The 23,411-nt window shown below is 61.4% G+C and carries 24 protein-coding genes, 1 pseudogene and 1 riboswitch; of the genes and pseudogenes, 11 read left to right on the top strand and 14 right to left on the bottom strand.

The features are described from left to right. Positions 1-25 precede the first annotated feature (25 nt). Positions 26-958, bottom strand: coding sequence for a quinolinate synthase NadA (nadA, locus tag GG26_RS00185; RefSeq protein ID WP_414388272.1), 933 nt, complete (start codon positions 956-958; stop codon positions 26-28). A 156-nt stretch (positions 959-1,114) separates the two neighbouring features. Continuing rightward, complete coding sequence (gene nadC, locus GG26_RS00190) at positions 1,115-1,957, bottom strand: carboxylating nicotinate-nucleotide diphosphorylase (protein ID WP_414388274.1); 843 nt, start codon at positions 1,955-1,957, stop codon at positions 1,115-1,117. A gap of 18 nt (positions 1,958-1,975) precedes the next feature. Between nadC and GG26_RS00195 the strand changes: the two genes are divergently transcribed. Next, entirely contained in the window at positions 1,976-3,052 is a 1,077-nt protein-coding gene (locus tag GG26_RS00195) for an ABC transporter substrate-binding protein (protein ID WP_414388277.1), read from the top strand. A 200-nt stretch (positions 3,053-3,252) separates the two neighbouring features. Here GG26_RS00195 and GG26_RS00200 read toward each other — a convergent pair whose 3' ends face one another. The 5 genes from GG26_RS00200 to mrdA form a co-directional block, all read right to left on the bottom strand. Beyond that, positions 3,253-4,017, bottom strand: a complete 765-nt coding sequence (locus tag GG26_RS00200; RefSeq protein ID WP_240527877.1) for a hypothetical protein — start codon at positions 4,015-4,017, stop codon at positions 3,253-3,255. 380 nt (positions 4,018-4,397) lie between these two features. Next, positions 4,398-5,063, bottom strand: a complete 666-nt coding sequence (locus GG26_RS00205; protein ID WP_011429827.1) for a hypothetical protein — start codon at positions 5,061-5,063, stop codon at positions 4,398-4,400. A 26-nt stretch (positions 5,064-5,089) separates the two neighbouring features. Continuing rightward, entirely contained in the window at positions 5,090-6,331 is a 1,242-nt protein-coding gene (locus GG26_RS00210; protein WP_346426044.1) for a threonine-phosphate decarboxylase, read from the bottom strand. After that, on the bottom strand, positions 6,306-6,623 hold the full coding sequence (locus GG26_RS00215; RefSeq protein ID WP_011429825.1) for an HU family DNA-binding protein: 318 nt from the start codon (positions 6,621-6,623) through the stop codon (positions 6,306-6,308). The genes GG26_RS00210 and GG26_RS00215 overlap by 26 nt, the downstream gene beginning before the upstream one ends. Before the next feature lie 332 nt (positions 6,624-6,955). After that, positions 6,956-8,857, bottom strand: a complete 1,902-nt coding sequence (gene mrdA, locus GG26_RS00220; RefSeq protein WP_414388281.1) for a penicillin-binding protein 2 — start codon at positions 8,855-8,857, stop codon at positions 6,956-6,958. 125 nt (positions 8,858-8,982) lie between these two features. Here mrdA and GG26_RS00225 point away from each other — a divergent pair, with 125 nt between their 5' ends. Continuing rightward, positions 8,983-10,245 carry a lipopolysaccharide biosynthesis protein gene (locus GG26_RS00225; RefSeq protein ID WP_414388284.1) on the top strand — a complete coding sequence of 421 codons (1,263 nt, stop codon included), beginning with the start codon at positions 8,983-8,985 and terminating at the stop codon, positions 10,243-10,245. Here the strand turns inward: GG26_RS00225 and GG26_RS00230 are convergent. Both GG26_RS00230 and GG26_RS00235 read right to left on the bottom strand, forming a co-directional pair. After that, positions 10,242-10,604: an FHA domain-containing protein gene (locus GG26_RS00230; protein WP_011429822.1), complete on the bottom strand. Its 363-nt coding sequence runs from the start codon at positions 10,602-10,604 to the stop codon at positions 10,242-10,244. The genes GG26_RS00225 and GG26_RS00230 overlap by 4 nt on opposite strands. Positions 10,605-10,716: 112 nt before the next feature. Continuing rightward, positions 10,717-11,559 carry an SDR family oxidoreductase gene (locus GG26_RS00235; protein ID WP_011429821.1) on the bottom strand — a complete coding sequence of 281 codons (843 nt, stop codon included), beginning with the start codon at positions 11,557-11,559 and terminating at the stop codon, positions 10,717-10,719. A gap of 118 nt (positions 11,560-11,677) precedes the next feature. Between GG26_RS00235 and GG26_RS00240 the strand changes: the two genes are divergently transcribed. Together GG26_RS00240 and GG26_RS00245 are read left to right on the top strand one after the other, a co-directional pair. Further along, positions 11,678-12,169, top strand: a complete 492-nt coding sequence (locus GG26_RS00240; RefSeq protein ID WP_099884135.1) for a YajQ family cyclic di-GMP-binding protein — start codon at positions 11,678-11,680, stop codon at positions 12,167-12,169. A gap of 175 nt (positions 12,170-12,344) precedes the next feature. Continuing rightward, the gene (locus GG26_RS00245; protein WP_414388287.1) at positions 12,345-13,025 is read left to right on the top strand and encodes a DUF3318 domain-containing protein; all 681 of its coding nucleotides are present in this window, start codon (positions 12,345-12,347) and stop codon (positions 13,023-13,025) included. Between the two features lie 4 nt (positions 13,026-13,029). Here GG26_RS00245 and GG26_RS00250 read toward each other — a convergent pair whose 3' ends face one another. Further along, the gene (locus GG26_RS00250; protein WP_414388289.1) at positions 13,030-13,983 is read right to left on the bottom strand and encodes an asparaginase; all 954 of its coding nucleotides are present in this window, start codon (positions 13,981-13,983) and stop codon (positions 13,030-13,032) included. A gap of 136 nt (positions 13,984-14,119) precedes the next feature. Between GG26_RS00250 and GG26_RS00255 the strand changes: the two genes are divergently transcribed. The 4 genes from GG26_RS00255 to GG26_RS00270 all read left to right on the top strand — a co-directional run bounded on the left by GG26_RS00255 (position 14,120) and on the right by GG26_RS00270 (position 17,341). Next, complete coding sequence (locus tag GG26_RS00255; protein WP_414388292.1) at positions 14,120-14,875, top strand: sirohydrochlorin chelatase; 756 nt, start codon at positions 14,120-14,122, stop codon at positions 14,873-14,875. Positions 14,876-14,942: 67 nt separating this feature from the next. Continuing rightward, positions 14,943-15,701 carry a uroporphyrinogen-III C-methyltransferase gene (cobA, locus tag GG26_RS00260; protein WP_099812301.1) on the top strand — a complete coding sequence of 253 codons (759 nt, stop codon included), beginning with the start codon at positions 14,943-14,945 and terminating at the stop codon, positions 15,699-15,701. Further along, the gene (locus GG26_RS00265; protein WP_011429813.1) at positions 15,698-16,486 is read left to right on the top strand and encodes an ABC transporter permease; all 789 of its coding nucleotides are present in this window, start codon (positions 15,698-15,700) and stop codon (positions 16,484-16,486) included. The genes cobA and GG26_RS00265 overlap by 4 nt, the downstream gene beginning before the upstream one ends. 183 nt (positions 16,487-16,669) lie before the next feature. Then, positions 16,670-17,341 carry a response regulator transcription factor gene (locus tag GG26_RS00270; RefSeq protein WP_011429812.1) on the top strand — a complete coding sequence of 224 codons (672 nt, stop codon included), beginning with the start codon at positions 16,670-16,672 and terminating at the stop codon, positions 17,339-17,341. 21 nt (positions 17,342-17,362) lie between these two features. On the opposite strand, the gene GG26_RS00275 is transcribed toward GG26_RS00270, so the two are convergent. Further along, the gene (locus GG26_RS00275) at positions 17,363-17,626 is read right to left on the bottom strand and encodes a sulfiredoxin (RefSeq protein WP_011429811.1); all 264 of its coding nucleotides are present in this window, start codon (positions 17,624-17,626) and stop codon (positions 17,363-17,365) included. A 294-nt stretch (positions 17,627-17,920) separates the two neighbouring features. Beyond that, a complete protein-coding gene (locus GG26_RS00280) occupies positions 17,921-18,172 on the bottom strand; it encodes a hypothetical protein (protein ID WP_143597298.1) in 252 nt (83 codons plus the stop codon). Positions 18,173-18,213: 41 nt separating this feature from the next. Here GG26_RS00280 and GG26_RS00285 point away from each other — a divergent pair. Next, positions 18,214-18,430 (top strand): annotated as a pseudogene (locus GG26_RS00285) (RNA-guided endonuclease TnpB family protein); the annotation flags it as partial. A gap of 272 nt (positions 18,431-18,702) precedes the next feature. Here the strand turns inward: GG26_RS00285 and rpsT are convergent. Next, positions 18,703-19,005, bottom strand: a complete 303-nt coding sequence (gene rpsT / locus GG26_RS00290; RefSeq protein ID WP_099812302.1) for a 30S ribosomal protein S20 — start codon at positions 19,003-19,005, stop codon at positions 18,703-18,705. 88 nt (positions 19,006-19,093) lie between these two features. Between rpsT and GG26_RS00295 the strand changes: the two genes are divergently transcribed. Then, positions 19,094-20,458: a CRTAC1 family protein gene (locus GG26_RS00295; protein ID WP_011429809.1), complete on the top strand. Its 1,365-nt coding sequence runs from the start codon at positions 19,094-19,096 to the stop codon at positions 20,456-20,458. A 27-nt stretch (positions 20,459-20,485) separates the two neighbouring features. On the opposite strand, the gene GG26_RS00300 is transcribed toward GG26_RS00295, so the two are convergent. Further along, the gene (locus tag GG26_RS00300; protein ID WP_099812303.1) at positions 20,486-22,384 is read right to left on the bottom strand and encodes a cation:proton antiporter; all 1,899 of its coding nucleotides are present in this window, start codon (positions 22,382-22,384) and stop codon (positions 20,486-20,488) included. Between the two features lie 255 nt (positions 22,385-22,639). Beyond that, positions 22,640-22,731, top strand: a riboswitch (Glutamine riboswitch). An 86-nt stretch (positions 22,732-22,817) separates the two neighbouring features. On the opposite strand from GG26_RS00300, the gene GG26_RS00305 reads away from it, so the two are divergent. Beyond that, positions 22,818-23,267, top strand: a complete 450-nt coding sequence (locus tag GG26_RS00305) for a DUF4278 domain-containing protein (RefSeq protein WP_414388299.1) — start codon at positions 22,818-22,820, stop codon at positions 23,265-23,267. The last annotated feature ends 144 nt before the right edge of the window (positions 23,268-23,411 follow it).

Consider the following 23,411-nt stretch of genomic DNA (forward strand, 5'->3'; position numbering starts at 1 on the left):
GGCGCCCCGTTCTTCCCCTCCACCTCTAGGCTCCGGCGGGCACTGACAGCATGGCCAGGATGGACTTGCGGGCTTTTTCGGCCACCGCCTCCGGCACCTGGATCACGTAGCGCATCTCCACTAGGGAGCGGTAGATCTTCTCCAGGGTAATTTTTTTCATATACTCGCAGACGGCGTCCGCCTTGACGGGGATAAAGGTCTTATCGGGGGCCTCTTTTTGCAGCCGGTGGAGAATGCCCACTTCGGTGGCGACCACAAACTCGCGGCTGGCCGAAGTTTTGGCATAACGCACCATCCCCTCGGTAGAAAGGAGCTTGGCGTCCGGCTTGAGAAATAGACAACTGGAGCCACAACTGCACTCGGGGTGGATGAGGAACTCCGCCTCTGGGTGCCTCTCTGCCATTGCCTTGAGGTGCTCCTCACGGATGCCGACATGAACGTGGCACTCGCCGGGGAATAGATCCAGCTCCCTCCCCGTTGCCTGGGCTACATAGGCCCCCAGGAACATATCCGGCACAAAAAAGATAGGGCGATCTGGCGGCAGGCTAGCCACCACTTGAACGGCGTTGGCGCTGGTTACGCAGACATCGGCTAGGGCCTTGATCTCGGCAGCGGTGTTGACGTAGGCAACCACCAGGCCTTCTGGGTTGGCCGCTTTCCAGCGCTGCACATCCTCCGGGCGGATGCTGTCAGCTAGGGAGCAGCCAGCCTCCAGATCCGGCAGCAGCACCGTCTTTTCCGGGTTGAGGATGGCTGCCGTTTCGGCCATGAAGTGGACGCCCGCAAAGACGATGACCTGGGCGTTCGTCTTCTGCGCCTCACGGGCCAGGCCCAGCGAGTCTCCCACAAAGTCCGCCACTTCCTGCACCTCGGGGAGTTGGTAGGAGTGGGCTAGGATAACGGCCTGCCTTTCCTGCTTGAGTCGAGCAATTTCCTGGACAAGGGTTTCTTGGGTCATGGTGAACCTTCTGTTTTGGCTGGGCCGGCCACGGGTGCAGAGCTGGACTGGTGCGGGGCTAAGGAGAAGTTGCCAGCAGGCAGCAACTGGCCTTCCTGCTTTAGGCGGGATCGTTACCTAGCCTAGCATTAGAAACAGCGCTCCCTGGGGCAAACCTCAGGGCCGCACCACGAGCAAGGAGAGATCCAGGGCCTTGGCCGAGTGAGTCAGGGCCCCCACACTGATGTAGTCAACGCCTGCCTCCGCCGCTTTCCGGGCGCGCTCTAGGTTCATGTTGCCGCTGGCTTCTAGGGGAACTTTCCCCCCTACCCGTTGAACGGCAGCCCGGATCTGCTCCAAGGGGAAGTTATCGAGAAGGATGAGATCGGCGCCTGCCGCCAAAGCCTCCTCCAGCTCTTGGAGGTTGCGCACCTCAACCTCGACCTTGAGGTGGTGGGGGGCACCTGCTTTGGCCCGCTGGACGGCTGCCAAGATGCCGCCGGCACCGCGAATGTGGTTTTCCTTAATCAAGATGCCGTCGAAGAGGCCAAAGCGGTGGTTTTTGCCGCCCCCTACCCGCACGGCGTATTTCTCCAGGGCGCGCAAGCCGGGGGTAGTTTTGCGGGTGTCCAGAAGCTGGGTTGAGGTTCCCCGCAGCGCCTCTACGTAGGTGCGGGTGAGGGTGGCAATGCCGGAAAGCCTTTGGAGAAGGTTCAGCGCCAGCCGTTCTGCCGCCAGAATGCCCCGCAGGGATCCCTTGATCTGGACTACCTCCTGGCCAGCGACAACAGAGGCTCCCTCCTCTACCTGGGAGGCGAACACTAGCTGGGGATCCACCAGCCGGAAAACCCGCCTGGCAATTTCCAGGCCAGCTAGGATCCCTGGCTCCTTGGCCAGGATCACCGCCTCCCCCTCAACGCTGGGGGGCAGGGTCAGCTCGCTGGTGAGATCGCCGTGGCCGAGATCTTCTTGTAGCCAGGCACACAGGGTCTCCTCCGGGATGTATAATGCTTGCGTCATCTTTCGCTTTAGTTACCTATGGCCTCGGTTGGATCCTCTAGACCCAAGGGCGGCACCTTCAGCCGTCGTCAGCTGCTCAAAGCAGGAGCTGCCGCTCTTGGAGGCAGTTGGCTGGCCGCAGCAGGGGCTCAGGCTCAACGACGGGCTTCCCCCACTCTGATAGTGGCCCAGAGATCCAAGCTCGAGCGAGTTTCCTATGCTACCAACTGGTATGCCCAGGCCGAGCATGGCGGCTTTTATCAGGCGGTGGCCACAGGCATTTACCGCGAGTATGGGCTAGACGTCACCATCAAAATGGGTGGCCCTGGCGTCAACATCACCCAGATTTTGGCTGGCCGAGCCGCCGACTTTGCCATGGGGGGAAGCGCAGGGGTCATCAACGCTGTGCGGGAAGGGATCCCGCTTATCTGCGTGGCGGCTATTTTCCAAAAAGACCCCCAGGTTCTCCTCGCCCATCCCGGCACCCAGCGCCTGGAGGAGCTCAAGGGCCGACCCATTTTCGTGTCCAAGGGGGCCTTTACCACCTACTGGCCCTTCCTGAAAGCCAAGTACGGCTTTACTGACGACCAAACCCGCCCCTACAACTTCAACCCTGGCCCCTTCTTGGCCGATCCCAGCTCGGCCCAGCAGGGGTATCTCACTTCTGAGCCTTTTGCTATCGAAAAACAGGGAGGGTTTAAGCCAGTCGTTTTCCTCCTGGCCGACTACGGCTACAACCCCTATGCCACCACCATCGAGACGCGGCTCCAACTGGTGGAAAGCAAGCCTGACTTGGTGCAGCGGTTTGTGGATGCTTCTATCAAGGGCTGGTACAGCTTTTTGGAGGATCCCCGCCCCGCCTACCGCCTCATCAAGCAGGATAACCCGGAGATGACTGATGAGCAGTTGGCCTACAGCTTTGAGAAGCTGAAGGAGTACGGCATCATTTTGTCTGGCGATGCCCTGGAAAAGGGCATTGGCGCCATGACCCACGAGCGTTGGCAAAGCTTCTTCGAGAGCATGACAGTGGCGGGTGTCTTTGAGCCAACCATTAACTACCAAGCCGCCTACACGTTGGACTTTGTCAATAAAGGCACTGCCTATTACAAAAGCTAGGTCAGGTTGCGAAAAAGGGAAGGGGGAGGGGATTGCATCGGTTTGGAGGGGGCTGCCGACCGTTCCGCTCTGCCAAAGGCCCTCACCCCCAGACCCTCTCCCTTTGGGAGAGGGGGACTAGGCATCTCACTGCTCCACTGCTACTTGTCAATGAATGGCTGTAACTAACCTTCGGGTATCCTGCCGACCGCTGGCCAAAGCTACTGCTCGGCAATGGTGACGTTGAAGCCCTTGTTCTTCAAAGTTTCAGCGTGGTAGCGGGCATATTCCAGTTGTTCAAATGCTGCCAACTGCACGAACTTCTGGCCGTTCACATCTCTTACAAAAGCGTCATTGGCAACTTGCCGAGCTCGCGCCAAGCTTTCCTCTCCGGAGTAGGTGGTCAGCACCAAAAAAGTTCCTTCGCCACGGTTAGGCCCCAAGGAATCGAGATCGTTGCTGTGCAGGGGCACCGTGAGCAAAGATTCTGAAACAGTGGCCACTTTGGGCTGGGAGGGGCGCTCCAGGCTGGCTGCCACTTTCTCCACTGTTTTCGGGCGGGAAGGAGCAGGTTTCTGTGCAGCCGCGGCCAAGTTGGTTTGTAGGCTGTCCAACAAGTTGGCGACATCCTGAAGGGGATCGACCCGCAGCTCCTCCAGATTGGGAGTGTTGGCCAACCCTAGCGCCAACTGACTGGGATCCAGCCCACCTGAATAGAACTCTTCCCCTACCTGTCCTGGCAGCGGCTCCAGGGGAAGCAAGGGCAACCGGGCCAAATCCACCTGGGCAGGGATCCCTTTTTCCGTCTTGTGGGCCAGGACAGCGGTTTGGGGAAGCGACAGCTCTTCCGGCCAGATCAGCCAGCGCACCCCAAAGCCGATCCCCGCGCAGGAGAGGGCCCACACCAGCAAGACCCAAAGAGGGGAGAGCACCCCCGCCGGCCGTGGCGTTTCTTCCTCCTCCAAGTCTTCCACGACTTCTTGCATCAGCACAGGTGAAGAGCGCTCCACGGGGATATCGCTTCCAAGGGGATCTGCCCACGGCAAGGGGACAGATGGCCTGCGCTGCAAACGTTGCCAGAGGCGAAATCGCTCCAATTCCTTGAGCTCATCCAGATGCAAGCAGCTCAGCGCTTCCTGAAGCGTCAGTTGAGGAGTCGGCTGGGCTTGCGGGGCCCTCGGTAGGGGTCGAGTAGCATCTGAGGGAAGTGGAGAAAAACTCATAGGCAACTCACCCTCGCTAGACTAAGAGCTAGGAAGCCAGCAGAACCGATCCGGTGCTGAACCCGAGAACCGCTTAACCACAGAGCCAACCCCAGGGACAAAGGCAAGCCATCACTACCATGCCACAAGCCGAAGGCCTTCTTCTAGGGATTGGCCGCAAGATAGAGGGCGCGCACATCTGCCGGCAGATGCTGAAGCAGGAGCTGGCGAGCGGAGGCAACAATGGCATCCACCTCCTCTGGGGCGAGGTAGTACCTGTCAGCTTTGAGCTGGGCAGCGATGCGCTCCGGCGACCAACCAAACCGATCCCGTAGCAGCAGAATAAAGCGCATATCTCCCGGCAAGTTGTCCAGAGCCGCGCTCAGGTAACAGGCCAATGCCGGCGAAAGAGGGGGCTTCGCTGCACCAGCGCTCGCAGTTTGAGGAGGGGCAGCCTCACCCTCAGCAGCGCCGTCAGACCGCCCCGCAAAAGGCCAGATCAGCTCGCGGATTTGCGCCGCCAGCCAGGGTGCCAGCACCGGATCCCCGCCCCCCTCGCTCTGGAGCGTGCGGACATCGAGATGCTGAAGGCGCGCATACAGGCGCAGCCAAACCTCCTCTCGCCAAGCAGCCCGCTGCTCCGGGGGCAGATGCTCGGCCAGGATCCCATCCACCCAGGCGCAGTAGCGGCAAAACAGGGCGATGAAGTAGCGCGCCGCCTGCGGCTGCCGTTGAAAGGCTCGCAGCAGTTCCAGATCGCTGTGGTGGGCCACCCCCTTCACGATAGAGGCCTCGCACTCCCGCCAAAGGGGAGTCACCACCTCAACCATAATCCCTCTCGCCAGAAAGAAGCTCTCTAGCTATTTTCCAAGATCTCTCGACAGGCCGATAGCAACTGCTCCTGCTCCGGCAGGGTTCTTAGGCCAATGCGCAGATAGCGATCCCCCAGCTCTGGAAAGCTCAGGCAATCCCTCACCAGGATGCGGTGCTGCCGCAACAGCTTTTCTTGAATCTGCGTAGCGGAGCCAGGGCAGCGCACCAGCACAAAGTTGGCTTGGCCGGGCCAGGGATCCCAGCCGGGTAGCCCCTGTAGACCTCTCAGCAAATGCTCCCGCGCCGTAGGCAGCCAGGCCAGGGTGCGCCGGCGAAAGTCTTCATCTGCCAGAGCCGCCGCCGCCGCCACCGCCGCCAATCCGTTGACGCTCCAGGGATCCCGCCACTGCCGCCAGCGCCGCCAGTGATCCGGATGCCCCACAGCAAAGCCGATGCGCAAGCCGGGCAAGGTAAAGAACTTGGTCAGCGAACGGATGACGATGGTGTTGGGGTGGGCCTCCAGGTGAGGGATCAAAGTCTGGCTGCGGGGCAGCTCTCCCACCTCTGAGCTGGCGTCCAGAGGGGGCAGCTCCTGCGGGGCGTCTCCTGGCAAAAAGTCCATAAAAGCCTCATCCACCACCACCTGCTCGAACTGGGGCAGAAGGGGCAAGATGTCTTGCCGGAGGAAAAGCCGGCCCGTCGGGTTGTGAGGATTGTTTAGCCAGAGCACCCGGCCTGTCTTGTCCGCCCGGATCTCTTTCTGCAGCAAGGCCAAGGGGGGGGATCCCTGAGAGGGCAAAAGATCCAAACCCCTGAGGGTTACACCCGCCGCCCGCAGGGCCCGCTCATAGTCCCCAAAAGCCGGCCGGGGCAGCCAAACCTCCCGTCCCTGGGCATCGCGGGCCGCCCAGGTGAGCAATTCCGCCGCCCCGTTGCCCACGAAGATCCACTCCGGATCGACCGCCCAGCGCTGCGCCAAACAGGCCCGCAGCTCGCGGTAGTCGGGATCCGGATAGCGGCTAATCGCAACTGGATCCGACGCCGACAGGGCCCGAGCCAGAGCTTGCAAAACCGACTGCGGCGGACCCAGGGGGTTGAGGCTGGCCGAAAAATCCAAAATAGCCTCGGCAGGGCAGCCGGCAATGGCTGCCCCCCAAGCGCGATTGCCACCATGCTGAGGCCGTTGCACGCCTGTCCATCCCAAAGCCCAGGTTCGCTGAGAGAACTCCGCCTGAGGAGCGCGAACGGCTGGGATCCCGTCAAACTCCCGAAGACTTGTGGCCACCTGCCACCGCATCGCGGAAAGTTTTGCCTGCAGTGAAAGTCGGGACAATGCTGGCTGGGATCACCATCTTCTCGTTGGTCTTCGGGTTGCGACCTTCCCGTTGTTTGCGCTTGCGGGCCTCAAAGGAGCCGAAGCCCACCAGGGTCACCTTTCCTTTGGGTTCACCGTTTTCATCGCGGGATGCGACCTCTTCGACAATGATCTCCAGCGCCGCCGTCAGGACAGCTTCAGCTTCTTTTTTGGTTACGTTGGCGCGATGAGCGACGGCATCCACAAGCTCTGCCTTGTTCATCCTGATCTCCTCGTGAGTTAGGCAATAGGGTTAAAACAGACTCTGGCCGCGTACTTGCGAGGTGCTGCGAAGCAACCACGGCCCAGAGTGTTCTCAGTTTTTAGGAGCGGGGCTTGCCCTGCACTGCGCCAAGGCGCCGCTGGCGCGAATGGCAGGATTGTGGCAGTTTGGCTCCAAATCACTGACATATTCTACAGCCAAGTTAGGGCAGAAGCCGGTTGGAGAAGGGATTTTAGGGGGGCTGAGTGGAATTTTTTGGGAACAAAGAGAGATCAACCGATAATCCTAATATCCACTCCCCTCGAATGCCGGGGCAAGTCGCGCCCAGGGCCTCACGAGTCACGTTGGAAGTAGGCCCGCATCACCTCGCGGAAGATCGGGGCGGCCCGGGATCCACCCCCGCCGCCACTGTTTTCCAGAAAGACCACGACTACCAATTCGGGCCGGTCGTAGGGGGCATAGCCGACAAACCAGGCGTGGGAGCGCCGCGGCGGATCCTCGGCGGTGCCGGTTTTGCCGGCGGTGGGGGGAAAGCCCGGCCCCAGGTTGGCGTTGCCGCCGGTGCCGTAGACCACCACATCCCGCAACCCCTGCTGCAGGATCTCCAGCGTGGCGGGGGAAAGACCCACCTTCTGCCGCAGGGGCACGGGGCTTTCCGGGATCACCTGCTGCGAGAGCAAGGGGCGAACCCGCCAGCCGCCGTTGGCCACCGCTGCTGTTACCACCGCCATCTGCAGCGGCGTGGCGGTGATAAATCCCTGGCCGATGGACATGTTGACCGTATCGCCCACGTACCAGGGCTCGCGCCAGTGGCGCTGTTTCCACTCGGCGTCGGGCACCAGCCCAGCAGCTTCCCCTTTGAGGCCGATCCCGGTCAATTGCCCCAGCCCGAAGCGGCGCGACCATTCTTGCAGGGGGGCGGCCTTGGTGCCCAGGGCAATTTGGTAGAAGAAGGTGTCGCTGCTGTAGGCCATCGCCTGGCGGTAGTTCAGCCGCCCGAAACCGGCCCGGTTCCAGTCCCAGAACCTCCACCCGCCCACCTGGATGTAGGGGCCGGTCTGCAGCACCGTATCCGGGGGAAAGGCTCCCGACTCGATCCCGGCGGCGGTGGTGATGATTTTGTAGGTGCTGGCGGGGGGATAGGGCCGCAGGGCGCGGTTGAGGAAGGGGAAGTCCCGCTGTTGCAGGCTCTCCCACTGGGCTTGGGTGATGCGGCTGGAAAAGAGGTTGGGATCAAAGGTGGGATAGCTGGCCATGGCCAGGATCGAGCCGTCGCGGGGATCCATGGCGACCACTGCTCCTTTCTGCTGGCCCAGGGCCTGCTCCGCTGCCTGCTGCAGGCGTACATCCAAAGTCAGCTGCAGGGTGTTGCCCGGTCGAGGCGCTTGCTCTCCCAGCACCCGCAGCACTTCTCCCATGGCGTCTACCTCCACCTGGCGCCCGCCCCATTGGCCGCGCAGATGGCTCTCGAACAATTCCTCCACGCCCATCAGGCCGACGATATCCCCCAGGCGATAGCTGGGATCGGCCCGCAGTTGTTCCTGCGAGATCTCGCCGGTATAGCCCAGCAGGTGGGCGGCCAGGTCGCCATGGGGATAAAACCGCACCGTCTCTGCCTCCACCATCACCCCCGGCAGCTCGCGGCTCATCTCTTCCAGTTGAGTGACCACCTGGGGGCTGGCGTTGCGCAGGATGCGCACCGGAAACGGGGAGCGATAGCCCGCCTGCTCCAGTTTTTGGGCAATCTCTTCGGGAGCCATGTTCAAGGACCGGGCCAGCTTGGGGATCGTCTCCTGCCAGCCCTGCCGCGATTGCACCAGCGGCCACAGGAAGACCGAGTGGGAGAGCTGGCTGCCCGCCAACAACACGCCGTTGCGATCCACAATGCGCCCCCGTTCCGGCGGCTGGGGCAAGAGACGAATGCGGTTGGTATCGGCCAACTGGCGGTAATACTGGGTGCGCACCAGTTGCAGGTAGGCCAGGCGGGATCCCAGCCCTCCAAACAACAACACGCTGGCCAGCAGGAGCAAGACAACAGCTCGGTAGCCCTGGCCCACCGCTTTGGCTGGCGGGGATCCCAGCCAACGAGGGCTACCGCCGTCCGGCGGGGGTGGGGGAAGCACCCGGCGGGGGGCAGGCGGTCTGGAATGGGGGGAGAACAGGGCTTTTGGATCCCGTCCTGCCAAGGTGTGGGGGCTTCGCGCGGCGTTGCTGACGGGGTAGAGTTTGGCCATGAACTTGCCAGAAGAATTGCAACCGATACACCCAAAATCAAGAGGAGATGCCCGCTCTTGGACGGGCCCTCTCAGCATCCATCCAGTATCCCTGGCTCTGGCAAGCCTCGTCCAGGAGTGGCAGCGTGGATAGAGCAGAACAACAACGGCTACGCCAGGCTGCCTGGCTGATGGTGGGCAATGGCCTGCGCCTGGGGTTGTCCGGGGCCTATTTCATCCTGCTGGCGCGGCTGTTGGGGCCGGAAGCTTTTGGAGTGTTCTCCGCGATTTTGGCCTGCAGCAACCTAGCTGCCCCCTTTGGCTACTGGGGCCAATCGGAATTGCTGATCCAGCGCCTAAGCAACCGGAGATCTGCCGCGGCTGCCCCGGAGATCAGTCCCAGCCTGTGGCTGGCCGGACTGGGCTGCGGCGGGATGGCGCTGCTGTTGGCGCCCCTCCTGAGCCTCTGGCTGGCGGAGACTTCTCCCCTGCTGGTAGGGATCCTGCTGGCCAGCGACCTGCTGTTTATCGCCATTCCTGAGGTGTACCGAGGGATCCTGATTGGGCAAGAGCAAGTTGCCGGCGTGGCCCTCATCGACACCGGCATGGCGCTGGGGCGATTGGGGGCTGTGCTGCTGGCGGTGGCCTTGGGCTGGGGATCCCTAACCCAATGGGCCATTCTCTACGGGCTGATGGTGCTGGCGGTGCTGCTGCTGATGGCGCGGGGGATGGGGCGGTGGAGCAAGCCTTCTCCCCCCCTGGCCTGGAGAGATCTGGGGGAACGGCTGGTGGCGGGCTGGGACTTTGCCGTGGGGCTGGCGGCGGCCAAAACCTTCACCGACCTGGACAAGCTGCTTTTGCCCCGCCTGGCCTCGGCAGCAGCGGGGGGGCTCTACAGCGCTGCCTACCGGGTGATCAACTTTTCGCAAACGCCGATGATCGCTCTGCTCACCAGCCACTTTGCCGAGCTGTGCCGCCAAGGACAGAAAAGCCTGCCGCAGGGCTGCCGCTACGCCTGGCACCTTTCCCCTTGGGTGGCGGGCTACGGCAGTTTGGCCGCCTTGGGGGTGGCATTGGGCTCTTACGGGATCCCTTGGGTGCTGGGGTCGGCTTACCAAGAGACGGCCCTCATCCTGCGCTGGCTTAGCCCGGTGATCTTGCTGGAGGGGATCCACCTGCTGCTGTCTCACCTGCTCACCGGGTCAGGGTTGCAAAAGCCCCGCAGCCGCCTGCAACTGCTGGCTCTGGGGCTCAACGGGCTTTTGAATGCGGTTTGGATCCCGAGGTGGGGTTGGCGAGGGGCGGCTTCGGCCACCTTGCTCTCAGAAGTGGCGCTGGTGCTGGCCTTGCTGCTGCTAATTCGACAGCAATTGCGCTTTCCAGAGGGAGGCCAACCCAGATCGAACTAGGAGGTCTTGACGATGTAGGTGGCCTTGGCGTCCGGACCAAAGCTGATGACATCCCCCGACTTAAGTTGGTGGGTAGAAATTTTCTGGCCGTTGATCAGCAGGCCGTTGGTGCTGGGCCTACCCTCCAGATCGCCATCGAGAATGCGGTAGTAGTACTCTCCCTCCTTCTCAGCAGGAACGCGCAGCAGCATGGCGTGGTAGCGGGAGGCGTACTGGGAGTTAAGGCAGATGTCGTTGGCCAGGTCGCGACCAATGAAGTATTTCGCAGAGGTCAGCACCTGGCTGCGGCGGCCATCTCGATCCTCCACGACCAAGATGTGCTGCTGAGCACTCGGAGGAGAAGGCGCAGAATCAACCATAATCCCTTCCGCTGCAACTGCCCGAATCTAACCTTAGCACCATACTATAGAATAGAAGCTCGACTCCAGAATTGGCAGAGCTGCAGAATCGCCTAAGATGACCTGCCAAATCTCAAGGTCGGCCAGCGGCCCTTTGCAGCAGCGGGCCCACCAGCTCTGGGAAAAGGGCATAGGCTCCTACTGCCCATTGGGCCATGCCCACCACCACCTCCGACTTGGACTGGCGAGCGGCGTCCCAAATGGCTGCGGCCACTTCTTCTGGCCGGCTGGCCCAAAAACTCTCCAGCGCCTGTTGCATTTGCTCGCGGGCTTTCCCACCTGAGGCTTGCGATTGGCCATCGGGAGAGGACTCCGGCCCCCCCTCATCCAAAAAAATGGCTCGCTTGAGAAAATTGCTGCTGACAATGCCCGGATGGACGCCGATCACCTGGATCCCGTGGGGTTGCAGTTCCAGCCGCAGCGCCTCCGTCAGCCCACTGACCGCGTACTTGCTGGCACAATAGGCGCTCATTTGGGGCAGGGGCATCTTGCCGCCGACCGATCCCACGTTGATGATCTGACCTTTTTTGCGCTTCAGCATATCGGGGAGCACGGCCCGGATGGTGTACAGGTAGCCCCAAAAATTGACCGCCATCAGCGCCTGCCAGTGTTCCAGGGTGGTTTGCAAAAAAGGGCCCTTCAGGCAGATGCCGGCGTTGTTGATCAGGCAATCGATGCGGCCATAGCGTTCTAGGGTTCTCTCCACCAGGTTTTGCACCTGTTCTGGCTGCGTGACATCGGTGGGAACGGCCAAGACCTCGGCGTTTAGGCTTTGCTCCAGCTCGATGGCGGTTTGTCTCAGGGTTTCGGCGGTACGGGCAGCCAGCGCCAAGCGGTAGCCGCCACGGGCAAAGGTAAAGGCCGTGGCCCTGCCGATGCCTTCGGAAGCGCCTGTAATTAAAACAACATCGGCCATCCTGCTTCTCCGCAAATCTGGACTGGGATCCCTTTACCTGTTGTAGCTTCTTTGGGGGTTGGGGATCCCTGCTTGGCCTGAGGGCTTAAGATACGGAGCGGTAGCGAAGATACAGTTTATGGCCTCTACCTACTCATTCGATATCGTCAGCGACTTCGACCGGCAGGAACTGGTGAATGCCGTGGATCAAGCCCGGCGGGAGATCAAACAGCGCTATGACCTCAAGGATACTCAGACAGAAATCGAGCTGGAGGAGGGATCCCTGACCATCACCACCGCCAGCGAGATGGCTCTCAACTCCATTCGCGATCTCCTCCTCACCAAGGCGGCCAAGCGGGGCCTCTCCCTAAAGATCTTCGACTTTCAACCTCCGGAGAGTGCCGGCGGCAACCGGGTGCGCCAGGTGGTTCGGCTGAAAAAGGGCATCGATGCGGCGCTGGCCAAGCAGATTGCCAAACAAATCCGCGACAACTTCAAAAAAGTGCAGCCCTCCATTCAAGGGGATCTGGTGCGGGTTTCCGGCAAAGACAAAGATGAGCTGCAGGCGGTCATTCAAATGCTCAAGCAGCAGGATTACCCGGTGGCGCTCCAATTTGTCAATTACCGATAGAGAGCCGATACAAAGTCGGGGGGATCCCTGGTTGATGATAAGGATTGGTGCAGAGCGATCCCGGCTCTCGCCATCCCATCGCCACAGCCTCTCTTGGAACCAGTCTGCAGAAAAAGCTAGGATCCCTTACTATGGGGATGATCTCCATCTCCAGCCGCGACTCTGCCGTGCCAGTATGTACACTATCTCTGAGTTCGATCGCCTGATCCAGTTTCTCCCGGTGGAGATCCGCCCCGAGGTGCAGATCGAGATCGGCACCCCTGACCAATCTCGGGTTGTGCAGCCGCTCTGGCGCTTCCCCTGGCAGAAGTACACCCGCTTCGCCATTGACCTCAGCCGCTGGCAGAAGCTGAGCCCTGACCAACAAAAGATCTACTTTTTGCGGGAAGCGGTGATGGCCACCGAGCTGGCCTTGGGGGATAACTGGTCGGCCCTGTTGCTGTATCCCGCGCTGATCGGGGCCGGCAGCATGGGCATTTTGGTGGAGTTGCAGATGGGGGATAACCTGGGCGTGGGCTTGGCAGCCGGCTTGGCGGCGTCGGCGGTGTTTCTTTTGCGCAAAGCAGAGAAAGGCCAGAAGGCCCAGGTGGCAGCCGACGAGTTTGCCGTGCGCTACGCCTCCCAAAATGGCTACACCTCCGAACAGGCGGCTGCCATTTTGCTGAGCGCGTTGCAGCAGGTGGCCATCCTGGAAGATCGCGTCAAGAACGACTACGACACCACCATGCGCCGCCGCAACCTGGAGTTTCTGGCGCAGCGGGGCCTGGGATCCGGCACCCTGACCATCAACCCCAAGTACCGCAACAAGGGGCAGAGCTCCAGCCCGAATCCTTTCCAAAACCCTTTCCAGCGCTGAGGGCTCAAGGCATACGCAGTTCCCCTTCCACCTCAAGGCGGGTGTAAGGGCCAATGGAAAGGAAGCGCTCCCCTAACATTTCGGCAGCAGCAGGCTGAATCCAGCCCATACGCTGCAGCAGGTGCAAAGCCAAGGCATATTTGGCCCGCGCTGCTCCATCCTGGACCTTGATGGCCAGGCCCATCCCCTCTCCGACGCGTCCGATGCACTGGATCCCTTCGGCGCCGGACTTGCTGACCAACTCTCCCTGGGTGGCCCGCATCAATTCGGTGTCGAAACATCCCTCACCAGCCACCATTTCGGGGTGGTGGGTCATGGCGCGGGCGATGGCCTCCAAGTCCGGCCGCTCGCCGGCGGTCAGTTGGGCATATAGGGAAGCCAGGTGGTTGAGTTGTAGCTGGTAGGTGGGCACGCCACAGTCGTCACGAGCAAACAAAAACTCTTCTGAGGGCATTTGCAACAAGTCGGCCAACTTGGCCCGCACCAGGGCCTGGACGGGGTGTTGCCGCTGGGCGTAGTCCTGCAGAGTCCAGTTCTGAGCGCGGCTGGCCAGGAGCATGCCGGCATGTTTGCCGGAGCAGTTGTGGCAGAGGGGGCTGGGCTTGCCGGGTGGGGTGGGGCAGACCAGCAGCTCGGGGGAAAGATCGGCGCGCCAGAGCATGCTGAACACTTGCCGCGCATGGGCCGTAGTGCCCTGATGGGAGGCGCACATGATGGCGATGTCTTTCTCGCCAAGCCGATAGCGCTCGCGGATGCCGGTGGAGAGCATGGCCAGCGCCTGAAAGGGCTTGAGGGCAGAGCGGGCAAAGACGGGTGTGGTGCTTTTGCCGGCTACGGCCAGGGAGCGCCCGCGGCTATCGGCCACCACGGCTTGGCAATAATGGGTAGATTCGGTCAAGCCCTCCCGCAAAACGTGGATCAGCAGTTCGGGGGCAGTGGAGCGGTTCTCAAATGACATGAAACCCTGGGAAAGGGCCGGCGAGTCTAGAAAAGGGGCGTGTACATTATCTCAAATGATACGTCCAGATCTGGCGCGAAACCTTGCCAGTAGGGAGCAAAATGGAACAAGTGCGTCTGGATCCCTAAGCTCTGTCATGTCTTCACCTCCCCTGGTGTTTTTGGTCTGTCACGGCAGCCGGGATCCCGAATACCAGCAAGCGGCGGCGGATTTGCTGGCCCGGGTGCGGCAGCGGCTGGCTCCTCAACCGGTGGAGCTGGCCCAGTTGGAAGGTCAGCCTCTGAGCCTGGCGGAGCAGATTCACAGACACCTGACAGCCCGCCTGGAGGGGCCGGTGGTGCTGCTGTCGCTGTTTATGGGCGGGGGATCCCATGTGGAGGAGGACTTGCCGGCTGCCCTGGAGCAGGTTCAAGCTCGCTGGCCGCACCTGAAGCTGCTGTTGACACCGCCGATTGGCCAGCATCCAGCCCTGCTTGATCTGGTGGCAGCGCGGGTGGCAGCGGCGCAGCGGTTGGGGGAACTGACCCACGGCTGGATCCTGTTTGGCCATGGCAGCCGCCTGCCGGGATTTGCCGCCCAGCTCCAGGCCGGGATCCAAGCTCTGGAACAGCGCTTGCCCGGAATCCGCTTGCATGTGGCTTTTGCCGCCCAGCCCCCCACACTGGAAGCGGCCGTAATCCATTGCCTGCGCCTCGGCCAGTATCGCCTGCGGGTGCTGCCGTTTTTTCTCTTTCCGGGCGGTCTGCTGCGCGCTTTACAGGAACAGGCTCAGCGGCTGCAGCGAGAATGGCCCTTGTTGCAGATCACGGTGGAGCCGCCCCTCTGGCGGGATCCCCAACTGGTGCAGGCCATTCAGGAGACCCTGCAGACGGCCTGTCTGACCTGGAAGTAGAGTTGGTTGGTCAAAACTGTCCTGTTCCAGCAGAATAGATATCTCCGGAAAACCATTGGGACTCGAGATGGGCAAAGTGTATCTGGTGGGGGCAGGACCTGGGGATCCGGGACTGCTGACGGTGAAGGGCAAGGCCCTGCTCGCCCATGCGGACGTGGTCATCTACGATGCCCTGGTGGGATCCCCCATTTTGGATTTGATCCCGCCCACAGCAGAGCGGATCTACGCCGGCAAACACTGCGGCGCCCACACCCTTCCTCAGGAACAGATCACCGCCTTGCTGATCGAGAAAGCCCAGACGGCAGCCGTGGTGGTGCGCCTCAAGGGCGGGGATCCCTTCATGTTTGGGCGGGGGGGAGAGGAGATGCTGGCCCTGGTGCAGGCCGGGATCCCGGTGGAGGTGGTGCCGGGAATTACAGCGGGCATGGCCGCCAGCGCCTATGCCGGGATCCCCCTCACCCATCGCGACCTCAGCTCCTCGGTTGCTTTTGTTACTGGCCACGAGGCGGCAGGCAAATACCGCCCCCAGGTCAATTGGCGTGCCCTAGCCGAGGCCGTAGAAACCTTGGTGATCTACATGGGCATGCACAACCTCGGCTACATCGCTGCCGAATTGTTAGCGGGAGGAAAAGATCCCGCTACCCCAGTCGCCTTGATCCGCTGGGGCACCACCCCGGAGCAAGAGATTCATCTGCTCCGTTTGGAGTCTCTGGCCGGTCAGCCCTCGCCTGCGGCGCCGCCCGCCATTGTCGTGGTGGGGGCGGTGGTCAATTTGGCCAGCCTGTTGCCCACCTTGTACCCCCTTGCCCCTTCAGAACCTCAATGAACGCCTTTTTTCGCAAGCTGAGCGCGCTCTTTGCCGCCTACTACGCCTACATGCTGGAGTACCGGGCGGAGCTGCTCCTGTGGGCCTTGGCCGGATCCCTGCCCTTGATCATGATGGGGCTCTGGAGCGAGGCGGCCCGTTCAGGAGATTTCTCGCTGTCTTCCCTAGAGTTCATCCGCTATTTCCTGGCCGTGTTCCTGGTGCGCCAGTTCAGCATCATCTGGGTAATCTGGGACTTTGAGCGGGAGGTGGTGGAGGGAAGACTCTCGCCCCTTCTGTTGCAGCCTCTGGATCCCGCTTGGCACCATGTGGCCAGCCACCTGATGGAACGCCTGGCCCGCCTCCCCTTTACCGTGGCTTTGATTGCCCTCTTTTTCCTGCTCTACCCCCGCGCTTTTTGGATCCCGTCTTGGCAACAAGTGGCGCTGGGATCCCTGGCCATTTTGTTGGCGTTTGCCCTGCGCTTTCTCATGCAGTACACCCTGGCGCTGCTGGCCTTTTGGGTGGAGCGAATATCGGCCTTGGAGCAATTCCACTTTTTGGTGTACCTATTTCTCTCAGGGGTGATCGCCCCTCTGGAGGTGTTTCCGCCGGCGGTGCGTCAGGCCTTGGCCTGGACGCCCTTTCCCTACTTGGTGCATTTTCCCGCCAGCCTCTGGGTGGGGATCCCGCAAGATATCCCGCGCGGTTTTGCCATGGGCCTGGCCTGGCTGGTTCTGTTTTGGCTGGTCAACCGCTGGCTGTGGCGCAAGGGTTTGCAACACTACTCCGGGATGGGAGCTTAGGCCCAGTCCGCCTGAGCCGGCAGCCAGACCGCTTCCGAAACTATCATGGGGCAAGGATCTATCTATAGTTGACTGCCAGTATCCCTGTCTAAACTTCAATCTTGCGGCAAGGGTTGAACACTGCCCTCAAGTCATCCCTCTGTTACGCCTCAACCATTCCTCAACAGCCTCTCCCCGGTCATCATGAAGCGCGTATTGGTCGTAGATGACGATCCCCTCTCCTTAAAGGTGCTGAGCCGCCACCTCACCCAGCACGGCTATCGGGTTTGTACAGGCGCTTCGGGTGTAGAAGGGTTGCGCCTGTTTGCCCAAGAGCAGCCGGATGTGGTGGTATCGGATGTGGTGATGCCGGAAATGGATGGCTTCGAGTTTTGCCGCCAACTGCGCCAACAGCGGGGCGGCGAACTCGTTCCTTTCATCTTCCTCTCCTCTCGCAGCGAGCTGGATGACCGCGTTCAGGGCTACGAGTGGGGAGCCGACGACTACATCATCAAGCCCTTCGAGCCGCTGGAGCTGGTGGCCAAGATCGAGGCGCAAATCGAACGAGCCCGCCGCACCCAGTTGGAGATTCTGCGCCTAATCCAGCAGCAGACCCAGGCCAAAGCTGAAGCTGCCCCCCGTCCCACCTTGGCAGATCTCCCCCTCACCCCTGCCGAAGAGCGGGTGTTCCGGGAAGTGATCCGCGGCCTCACCAACAAGCAAATTGGCGAGAAGCTGTTCATCAGTCCGCGTACCGTGCAGACCCACTTGACCAACATTCTCAGCAAGCTCTCTCTGGAAAATCGCTCCCAACTGGTGCGCTTTGCCTACGAACGGGGCTACATCCCCCGGGAAGAGTCGAGCGACAAAAAATAGGTTGGGAGAGAGGGATCCCTTCTAGGCTAGGTGGAGTCTTAAGACGGCAGGCGTTGCCTTGCGCACCCGGCAAGGAATCCGCTCCCTACCCAAGCGGACAAATGCCTCGTAGCGGTGGCAGCCCGAGAACCCGTAGTACTCTCCCTCCACTTCCAAAACCTCGATCGGCTCCTGCAGCCCGATTGCTTCGATGGAAGCCATCAGTGCCCGCACCTTCTCCGGATCCGTCTGCCGCGGCAAGGGGCGACGAATTTGGGCCAAGGGAATCTCGCGAATTTGCGCCATGGTGAATTCTCTCCCTAGGTAAGCTCCTTAATCATACTCGTTATGACTTTGCTCTAGCAAGGCTTGCAGAGGGGGTGGATTCTCAGGTCAGAGCATGGCAGGATAGCACCATCCCTCGCTGCCCTTTCGCTCAGGAGCCAACTTAGCCATGTGGCAACTCCTCCAGGCTTTATGGGGAAAGATCGCCGGCAAGGCTCCTCCCGTACCCCCTGCCGTCAGGACAGGCAAGGCCCCACAAACCTCCCCTGGCAAGAGGCCGCCGCAGTCATCTTTCACCTGCCCAGCAGAAGCCTCTCAGCCCACGCTGGAACCTTCCACTCCAGCGGTAGCCCGGCAGGGTGGGGAAGCGGCGGTGTTGATCGCTTCCCAGGAGAAATCCCCCGACTCTGAGACAGTAGAATCTCCCCTGGGCACCTCTACGGCCAAAAGCATCGGCAGCTTCTGGGCCATGGCCGATACAGGATCCCGGATTTCCCGCATTGCTTCCGCCACCGACAGTGGCCGCGCGGTCAGTTCTATTTCAAGAAAACGCGCGGGATTCCCCATCGTCTGTACGGTGGGGAGGGATAGCGCCTAATATAACCTGCATGACCCAAGTCCTGACTGTCTTCTGCAAGCTCAAGGTATCTGCCTCGCAAGCCACAAAGCTGGATGCAACTTTGGATGCCTTTGCCCAGGCCTGCCAACCAAAACACGCCAGAGAAGATAACCAACGCTCTTCAGCTTCAGTCTCTGAGCGACCGCGAAATCCATGCACGGTTTGGGCTGTCCAGCAACTTGGCTGTGCAGGTATGTAGGTCCATCCCCCCGTATACGGGGGGTGTGGGGGCGGGGGATCCAGAAGCGTGTCAACCAACAGCGGCGCAACCAGACAGATCCGAAGCAAGCAGAACTTTGAGGTTATGCCTCAAAAGACTGTCTGGGGGCGTCTTGACAGCGCCTTTACGAGTTCATTTTGGGCTGCGTAAGAATCCCCTGGGTGGGAGTGTCAAACAAAAGCTCGGTAAGCAAATGCTCAAGCTTGCTTCCGGGGCAGCAGTAGAGACCTTTGGGCCCTGCCCGTCCAAGACCCTGTCTTAGGAGGCACTTGTGGCGGCCAGGGATCGTTGCACGATCCGAGACAAACGCGCCTTCCGACGGGCGGCTGTGTTTTTGTGGAGAACCCCTGTTTTGGCCGCTTTGTCGATGCGGCTAAAGGCAGCGCTCATCGCCGCTTGAATCTCCTGCAGGGTTTCCGGTTGGGGGTTGGCGGCGTAAGCAGAGGAGAGAGAAATGACTTTTTTCATCAGCGCGCGCACCATGGCTTTGGTAGCTTTGTTGCGCAGGCGATTTCGCTCCGCAATCTTGACGCGCTTGATGGCAGATTTGATGCGTGGCATGGTTGAAAGGGAAGCGACAGCGAGGATCTAGCATACCATTAGAGTCTGGAGCCCCACCAGTTCCTGCCTCTCCTACGACGGGATCCCCATGTTCCAAGATTGCAGCTCCCTCATCCAGTTCAACCCGCCTGCTTTTTCCTATGGAGTTGCCATTTGCGATGTGGATCGGGACGGGGCTTTTGAGCTGTTTGTGTGCGGCTTCCGCGGCCCGAATCGGGTTTTGAAGTGGAACGGCCAGGCGCTGGTGGATTTGGTGGACGATACTCTGGCCGATGCAGGGCGGATGGCCATTGGGGTGGCTGCCGGCGACTTCGACGGCGACGGGCAAGAAGAACTCTACGTCTTGAATACTGATACCTTCGGCGGGCGCAAGCGCTTTGGGGATCGCCTCTTCGACTGGCAGGGATCCCGTTGGGTGGATCTGTTCTCTCTGCCCCACAACCAAGATGCCCTCAACTTGACGGCAGGTCGCTCGGTGGCCTGCGTGGATCGCTTTGGCCAGGGGCGGTACGGGTTTTTCGTGGCCAACTATGGCGGCCCCATGCGCCTTTACGAGCTGTCCGCCGGCCAGATGATCGCCGATGTGGCGCCAGAGGCGGGGGTAAACCGGGTAACGGGAGGGCGGGGGCTGGTGGCCGTGCCCCTGGTTTCCCAGCGGATGGACATTTTTGCCGTCAACGAGCAGGGGCCCAACTTTTTGTTTCGCAACCGCGGGGATGGCACCTTTGAGGAAATTGCCGCCGAGGTGGGGTTGGCGGATCCCGGCGAGCACGGACGGGGGGTGGCAGCGGTGGATCTGGATGGGGACGGGCGGTTGGACCTGGTGTACGGCAACTGGGAAGGGCCGCATCGCCTCTGGATCCAAACTTCCAGCGGCGTCTTCAAAAATGTGGCCCCTCCCGAGCTGGCCAGGCCCTCCCGCATCCGCACGGTGATCGCTGCCGACTTCGACAACGACGGTTACCCAGAGCTGTTTTTTAACAACATCGGCGAGCCCAACCGGCTGTTTGGCTGGCGCTCCGGCTGCTGGCAGGCTATCGACATGGGAGATGCTGTCGAGCCGCAGGGACTGGGGACGGGAGCGGCGGTGGCGGATGTGGATGGGGACGGTTGCCTAGAGCTGCTCGTTGCCCACGGAGAATCGGGCGCCCAGCCCCTGAGCTTCTACCGTCCGCTGGCCCCTGGCAACAACTGGCTGAGAGTTCTGCCCCTCACCCGCCAGGGATCCCCAGCCCGCGGCGCCTTGGTACGCCTGGTTACCTCTACCCGCACGCAGATCCGACCCATCGACGCCGGCAGCGGCTACCTCTGCCAGATGGAGCCGGTGGCCCATTTTGGCCTGGGATCCGAGTCGGCAGTAGAAGCCATCCAGATCCAGTGGCCGGACGGCAAACAGGTGCAGGTGGCTCACCCACCGGTCAACCAGCTCCTGCGGATCCCCTATCCTGGTTAGCTCCCCTGAGAGGGGTTTTGTCTCTATCTACTCAGCCGAGCCCGAGATCCCTGCCCATTCCGGCTGTACAGGGCGCTGCCAGTGCTCCCACCAGGCGGTCGCAGGCTCGGGTGGGCCGCTGTCGCGGCTGCCGTTGGCATGGCCGAGGAGCGGCGGGGATGGGGGCTGCGCCGGCCAGCTCACGGGGGTGGGGATCAGACAACTGGGGTAAGGAGGGCGCAAATCGCGGTAGTGGCTGCTGCGGATGGCCAGAATCTCCTGCTGGATGACCTCCAGGGGCTCGTCCAGCTTCAGCAGCACATGGCTGCACAAGCCCAGGCTGGCCTCAAATTCCGGGTGGACGACTTCCCTGGCCCCCAACTGATAGAGCTGTTCGATGTCCTCTTCATGGGTGGCCCGCACCACCACATCCAGGTGGGGCGCCAGTTCCAGCGCCCGTTTCAGGCAAAGGCGCATGCTCAGGCGATCCGGCAGGGCGATCACCAGGGCGCGGGCGCGGGGCAGGCCAGCTTTCTCCAGCACCGGGGCGCTGGCGGCATTGCCGTAGAGATAGGGGATCCCACGGGAGCGCAGGTGTTGGATGACCCGTTCCGACTGGTCGATCACCAAGACGGGATGGCGACGGGCTTCCAGGATGCGCACGATGTCCTGCCCCACCTGTCCATAGCCGCACACCACCACGTGATCCTGTTGGGGAGCGTCGGGGGACAGGGCGCGGGGCCGCTCGCTCGCTTCCAGCCAACGGGCAAAGAAAGGGATCCCTTGTAATTTTGCCAGCAGCCGCGGCGCGCCCCTGAGCAGAAGGGGAGTGACCAGCAGGGTAACGGCGGTGGTGCTGACGACGAGCAAATACAGTTGCCGCGACACCAGCCCCAGCGCTTGCCCTTCGCTGGCCAGGACAAAGGAGAACTCGCCGATCTGCGAGAGGCCCAGCCCCACCAACACCGCTGAGGGGAGCGGGTAGCCGAACAGACCGGCCAAAGGGGCCACCAGGCAAAACTTGCCCACCATCACCAGCCCCACTAACCCTAAGATTAAGGGCAGGTGGGCAGCGATAAAGCTGGGATCGATGAGCATGCCGATGGCGGCAAAAAAGAGGGCGGCAAACACATCCCGCAGCGGCTCCACATAGGCCAGGGTCTGGTCGGCGTATTCCACTTCTGAGATCATCAGCCCGGCCAGGAAGGCCCCGATCTCGCTGGAAATGCCCAGCCGCTCTGTCAACAGGGCAATCCCCACGCAGAGGCTGATCACCCCCAACAAAAACACCTCCTTGCTCTCCTGCTGCGCCAAAAGGCGCAGGAAAGCGGGCACCAGCCACATCCCGCCCACCACCGCCCCCAGCCCCACCAGGCCAATCTCCGCCAGCGCCTTGGCCAGGGATCCCGCCAGCTCCGGCAAAGGACAATCCAAAGCCGGCAACACCGCTAGCATCAGCCCCACCGCCAGATCCTGCACAATCAAGATCCCCAGCATGGCGTGAGCCTGGGGCGTGCCCATCTGGTTGGTCTCGGTGAGGCTTTTGAGCACCACCGCTGTGGAAGACAAAGAGAGCACTGCCCCCAGGAAGATCCCCTGCACCGGCGTCAGCCAGCCGCTGGCCACTGCCAGCGCCGCCGTGATCGCGATGGTCAGGCCGATCTGCAAAGCGCCGCCGCCAATGGCGATCCCCCGCACCTGGCGCAACTCTTTGAGGGAAAACTCCACTCCCAGGCTGAACAGCAAAAAGGTCACCCCAAACTGGGCCAGGGTTTCCACCTGCACCAACTCCTTGATCCACCCCAGCCCCGTTGGTCCCACCAGGATCCCTGCCAGCAGGTACCCAAGCAACACCGGCTGCCTCAGCAGCGCTGCCAGAAAACCACCCGCCGCCGCTGCCGCCAACACTGTCACGATGTCCAGAATCAGGCGAAAGTCTTCCTGCACAGAGACACCCCACCAGGAGTATGAACTTTTGTAGCCAATCCTGAGGATTCTTCCACGATAATGCTTTCTTCGGCCCTGCGGACAGAGTGGAAGGCTGGGCCCAACCCAAAGCGCTGCAAACCGGCTCCCGCAGGGGATCCCGCCTCATTCAGGCTGGGTTCTTGGCCAGCCAAAGGGAGGATCAGTGGAAATTTTCGTTAAAAGTTGGTGGCAATACCTCAAAACCGTAGCTTATAATACAAAATGTAGAAAGAAATCGTTCATCCTCTCGCCTGCTGTTTGGCTTATCGTGGAGCAAGACGGCAGCCGGAGGACGGAAGTAGGGAGCTATCCCGAAGGAACGCGCCTTAACCCTTGGGACTGTCCACGGGACATCTCGGGTCACTCCTCAGGAAGTGAAGTGGATACAGACCATATACGTTTGGAGGCGAAGATGAAGATCATGGAACTCTCTTACCGTGGCGTTGGTTACACCCACTCGCCGGCGACGGTGACTGTTTCTCCGGGCAAAGTGGGGGGTCGCTATCGGGGGCTGGACTGGCGATTTCGCCACCTGAGCAAGCCGGTGGTTTTGCCCACCAAGCTTGACCTGCTCTATCGGGGCGCGGCCTATCGTTCCGAAGCTGCTGCAGCGCCGGCTCAAACCGTTCAGACAGCCGAGGCACCTGCTCCTGGCCGTTCTCACGTTCTGGATGAGCTGGCTCGCCGCCTGATGATGGGCCACCAACGGGCGATTCGGGTTCGTCAGCAAGCCATGTTGGTGCGTGGCACGGAGCGGGTTGGCCTGCAGGCCAATGTGCGCAACTTCTGGAACCGCATCCAAGGAAAGGTGCATCCCACCTTCCGTCTCACCTATGACCGCAGCCGGGTCAGCATGAGCTAGTTTGCTTTGCCCACCCCAGTTCATCTTCTGGTATGGCGGGAGAGGGATCCCTTTGGATCTGGATGGGGGGTCAGGGGAGGAGAAAAGGCGCGGCTACTTCATCGAATTCAGGTGACGGAGGGCGAGTGCCGAGAGAGCGCCGAG

The organism is Synechococcus sp. 'PEA 65AY6A-5F PE A' (genome assembly GCF_047462575.1).
In the GTDB taxonomy this organism is placed as follows: Bacteria; Cyanobacteriota; Cyanobacteriia; order Thermostichales; family Thermostichaceae; genus Thermostichus.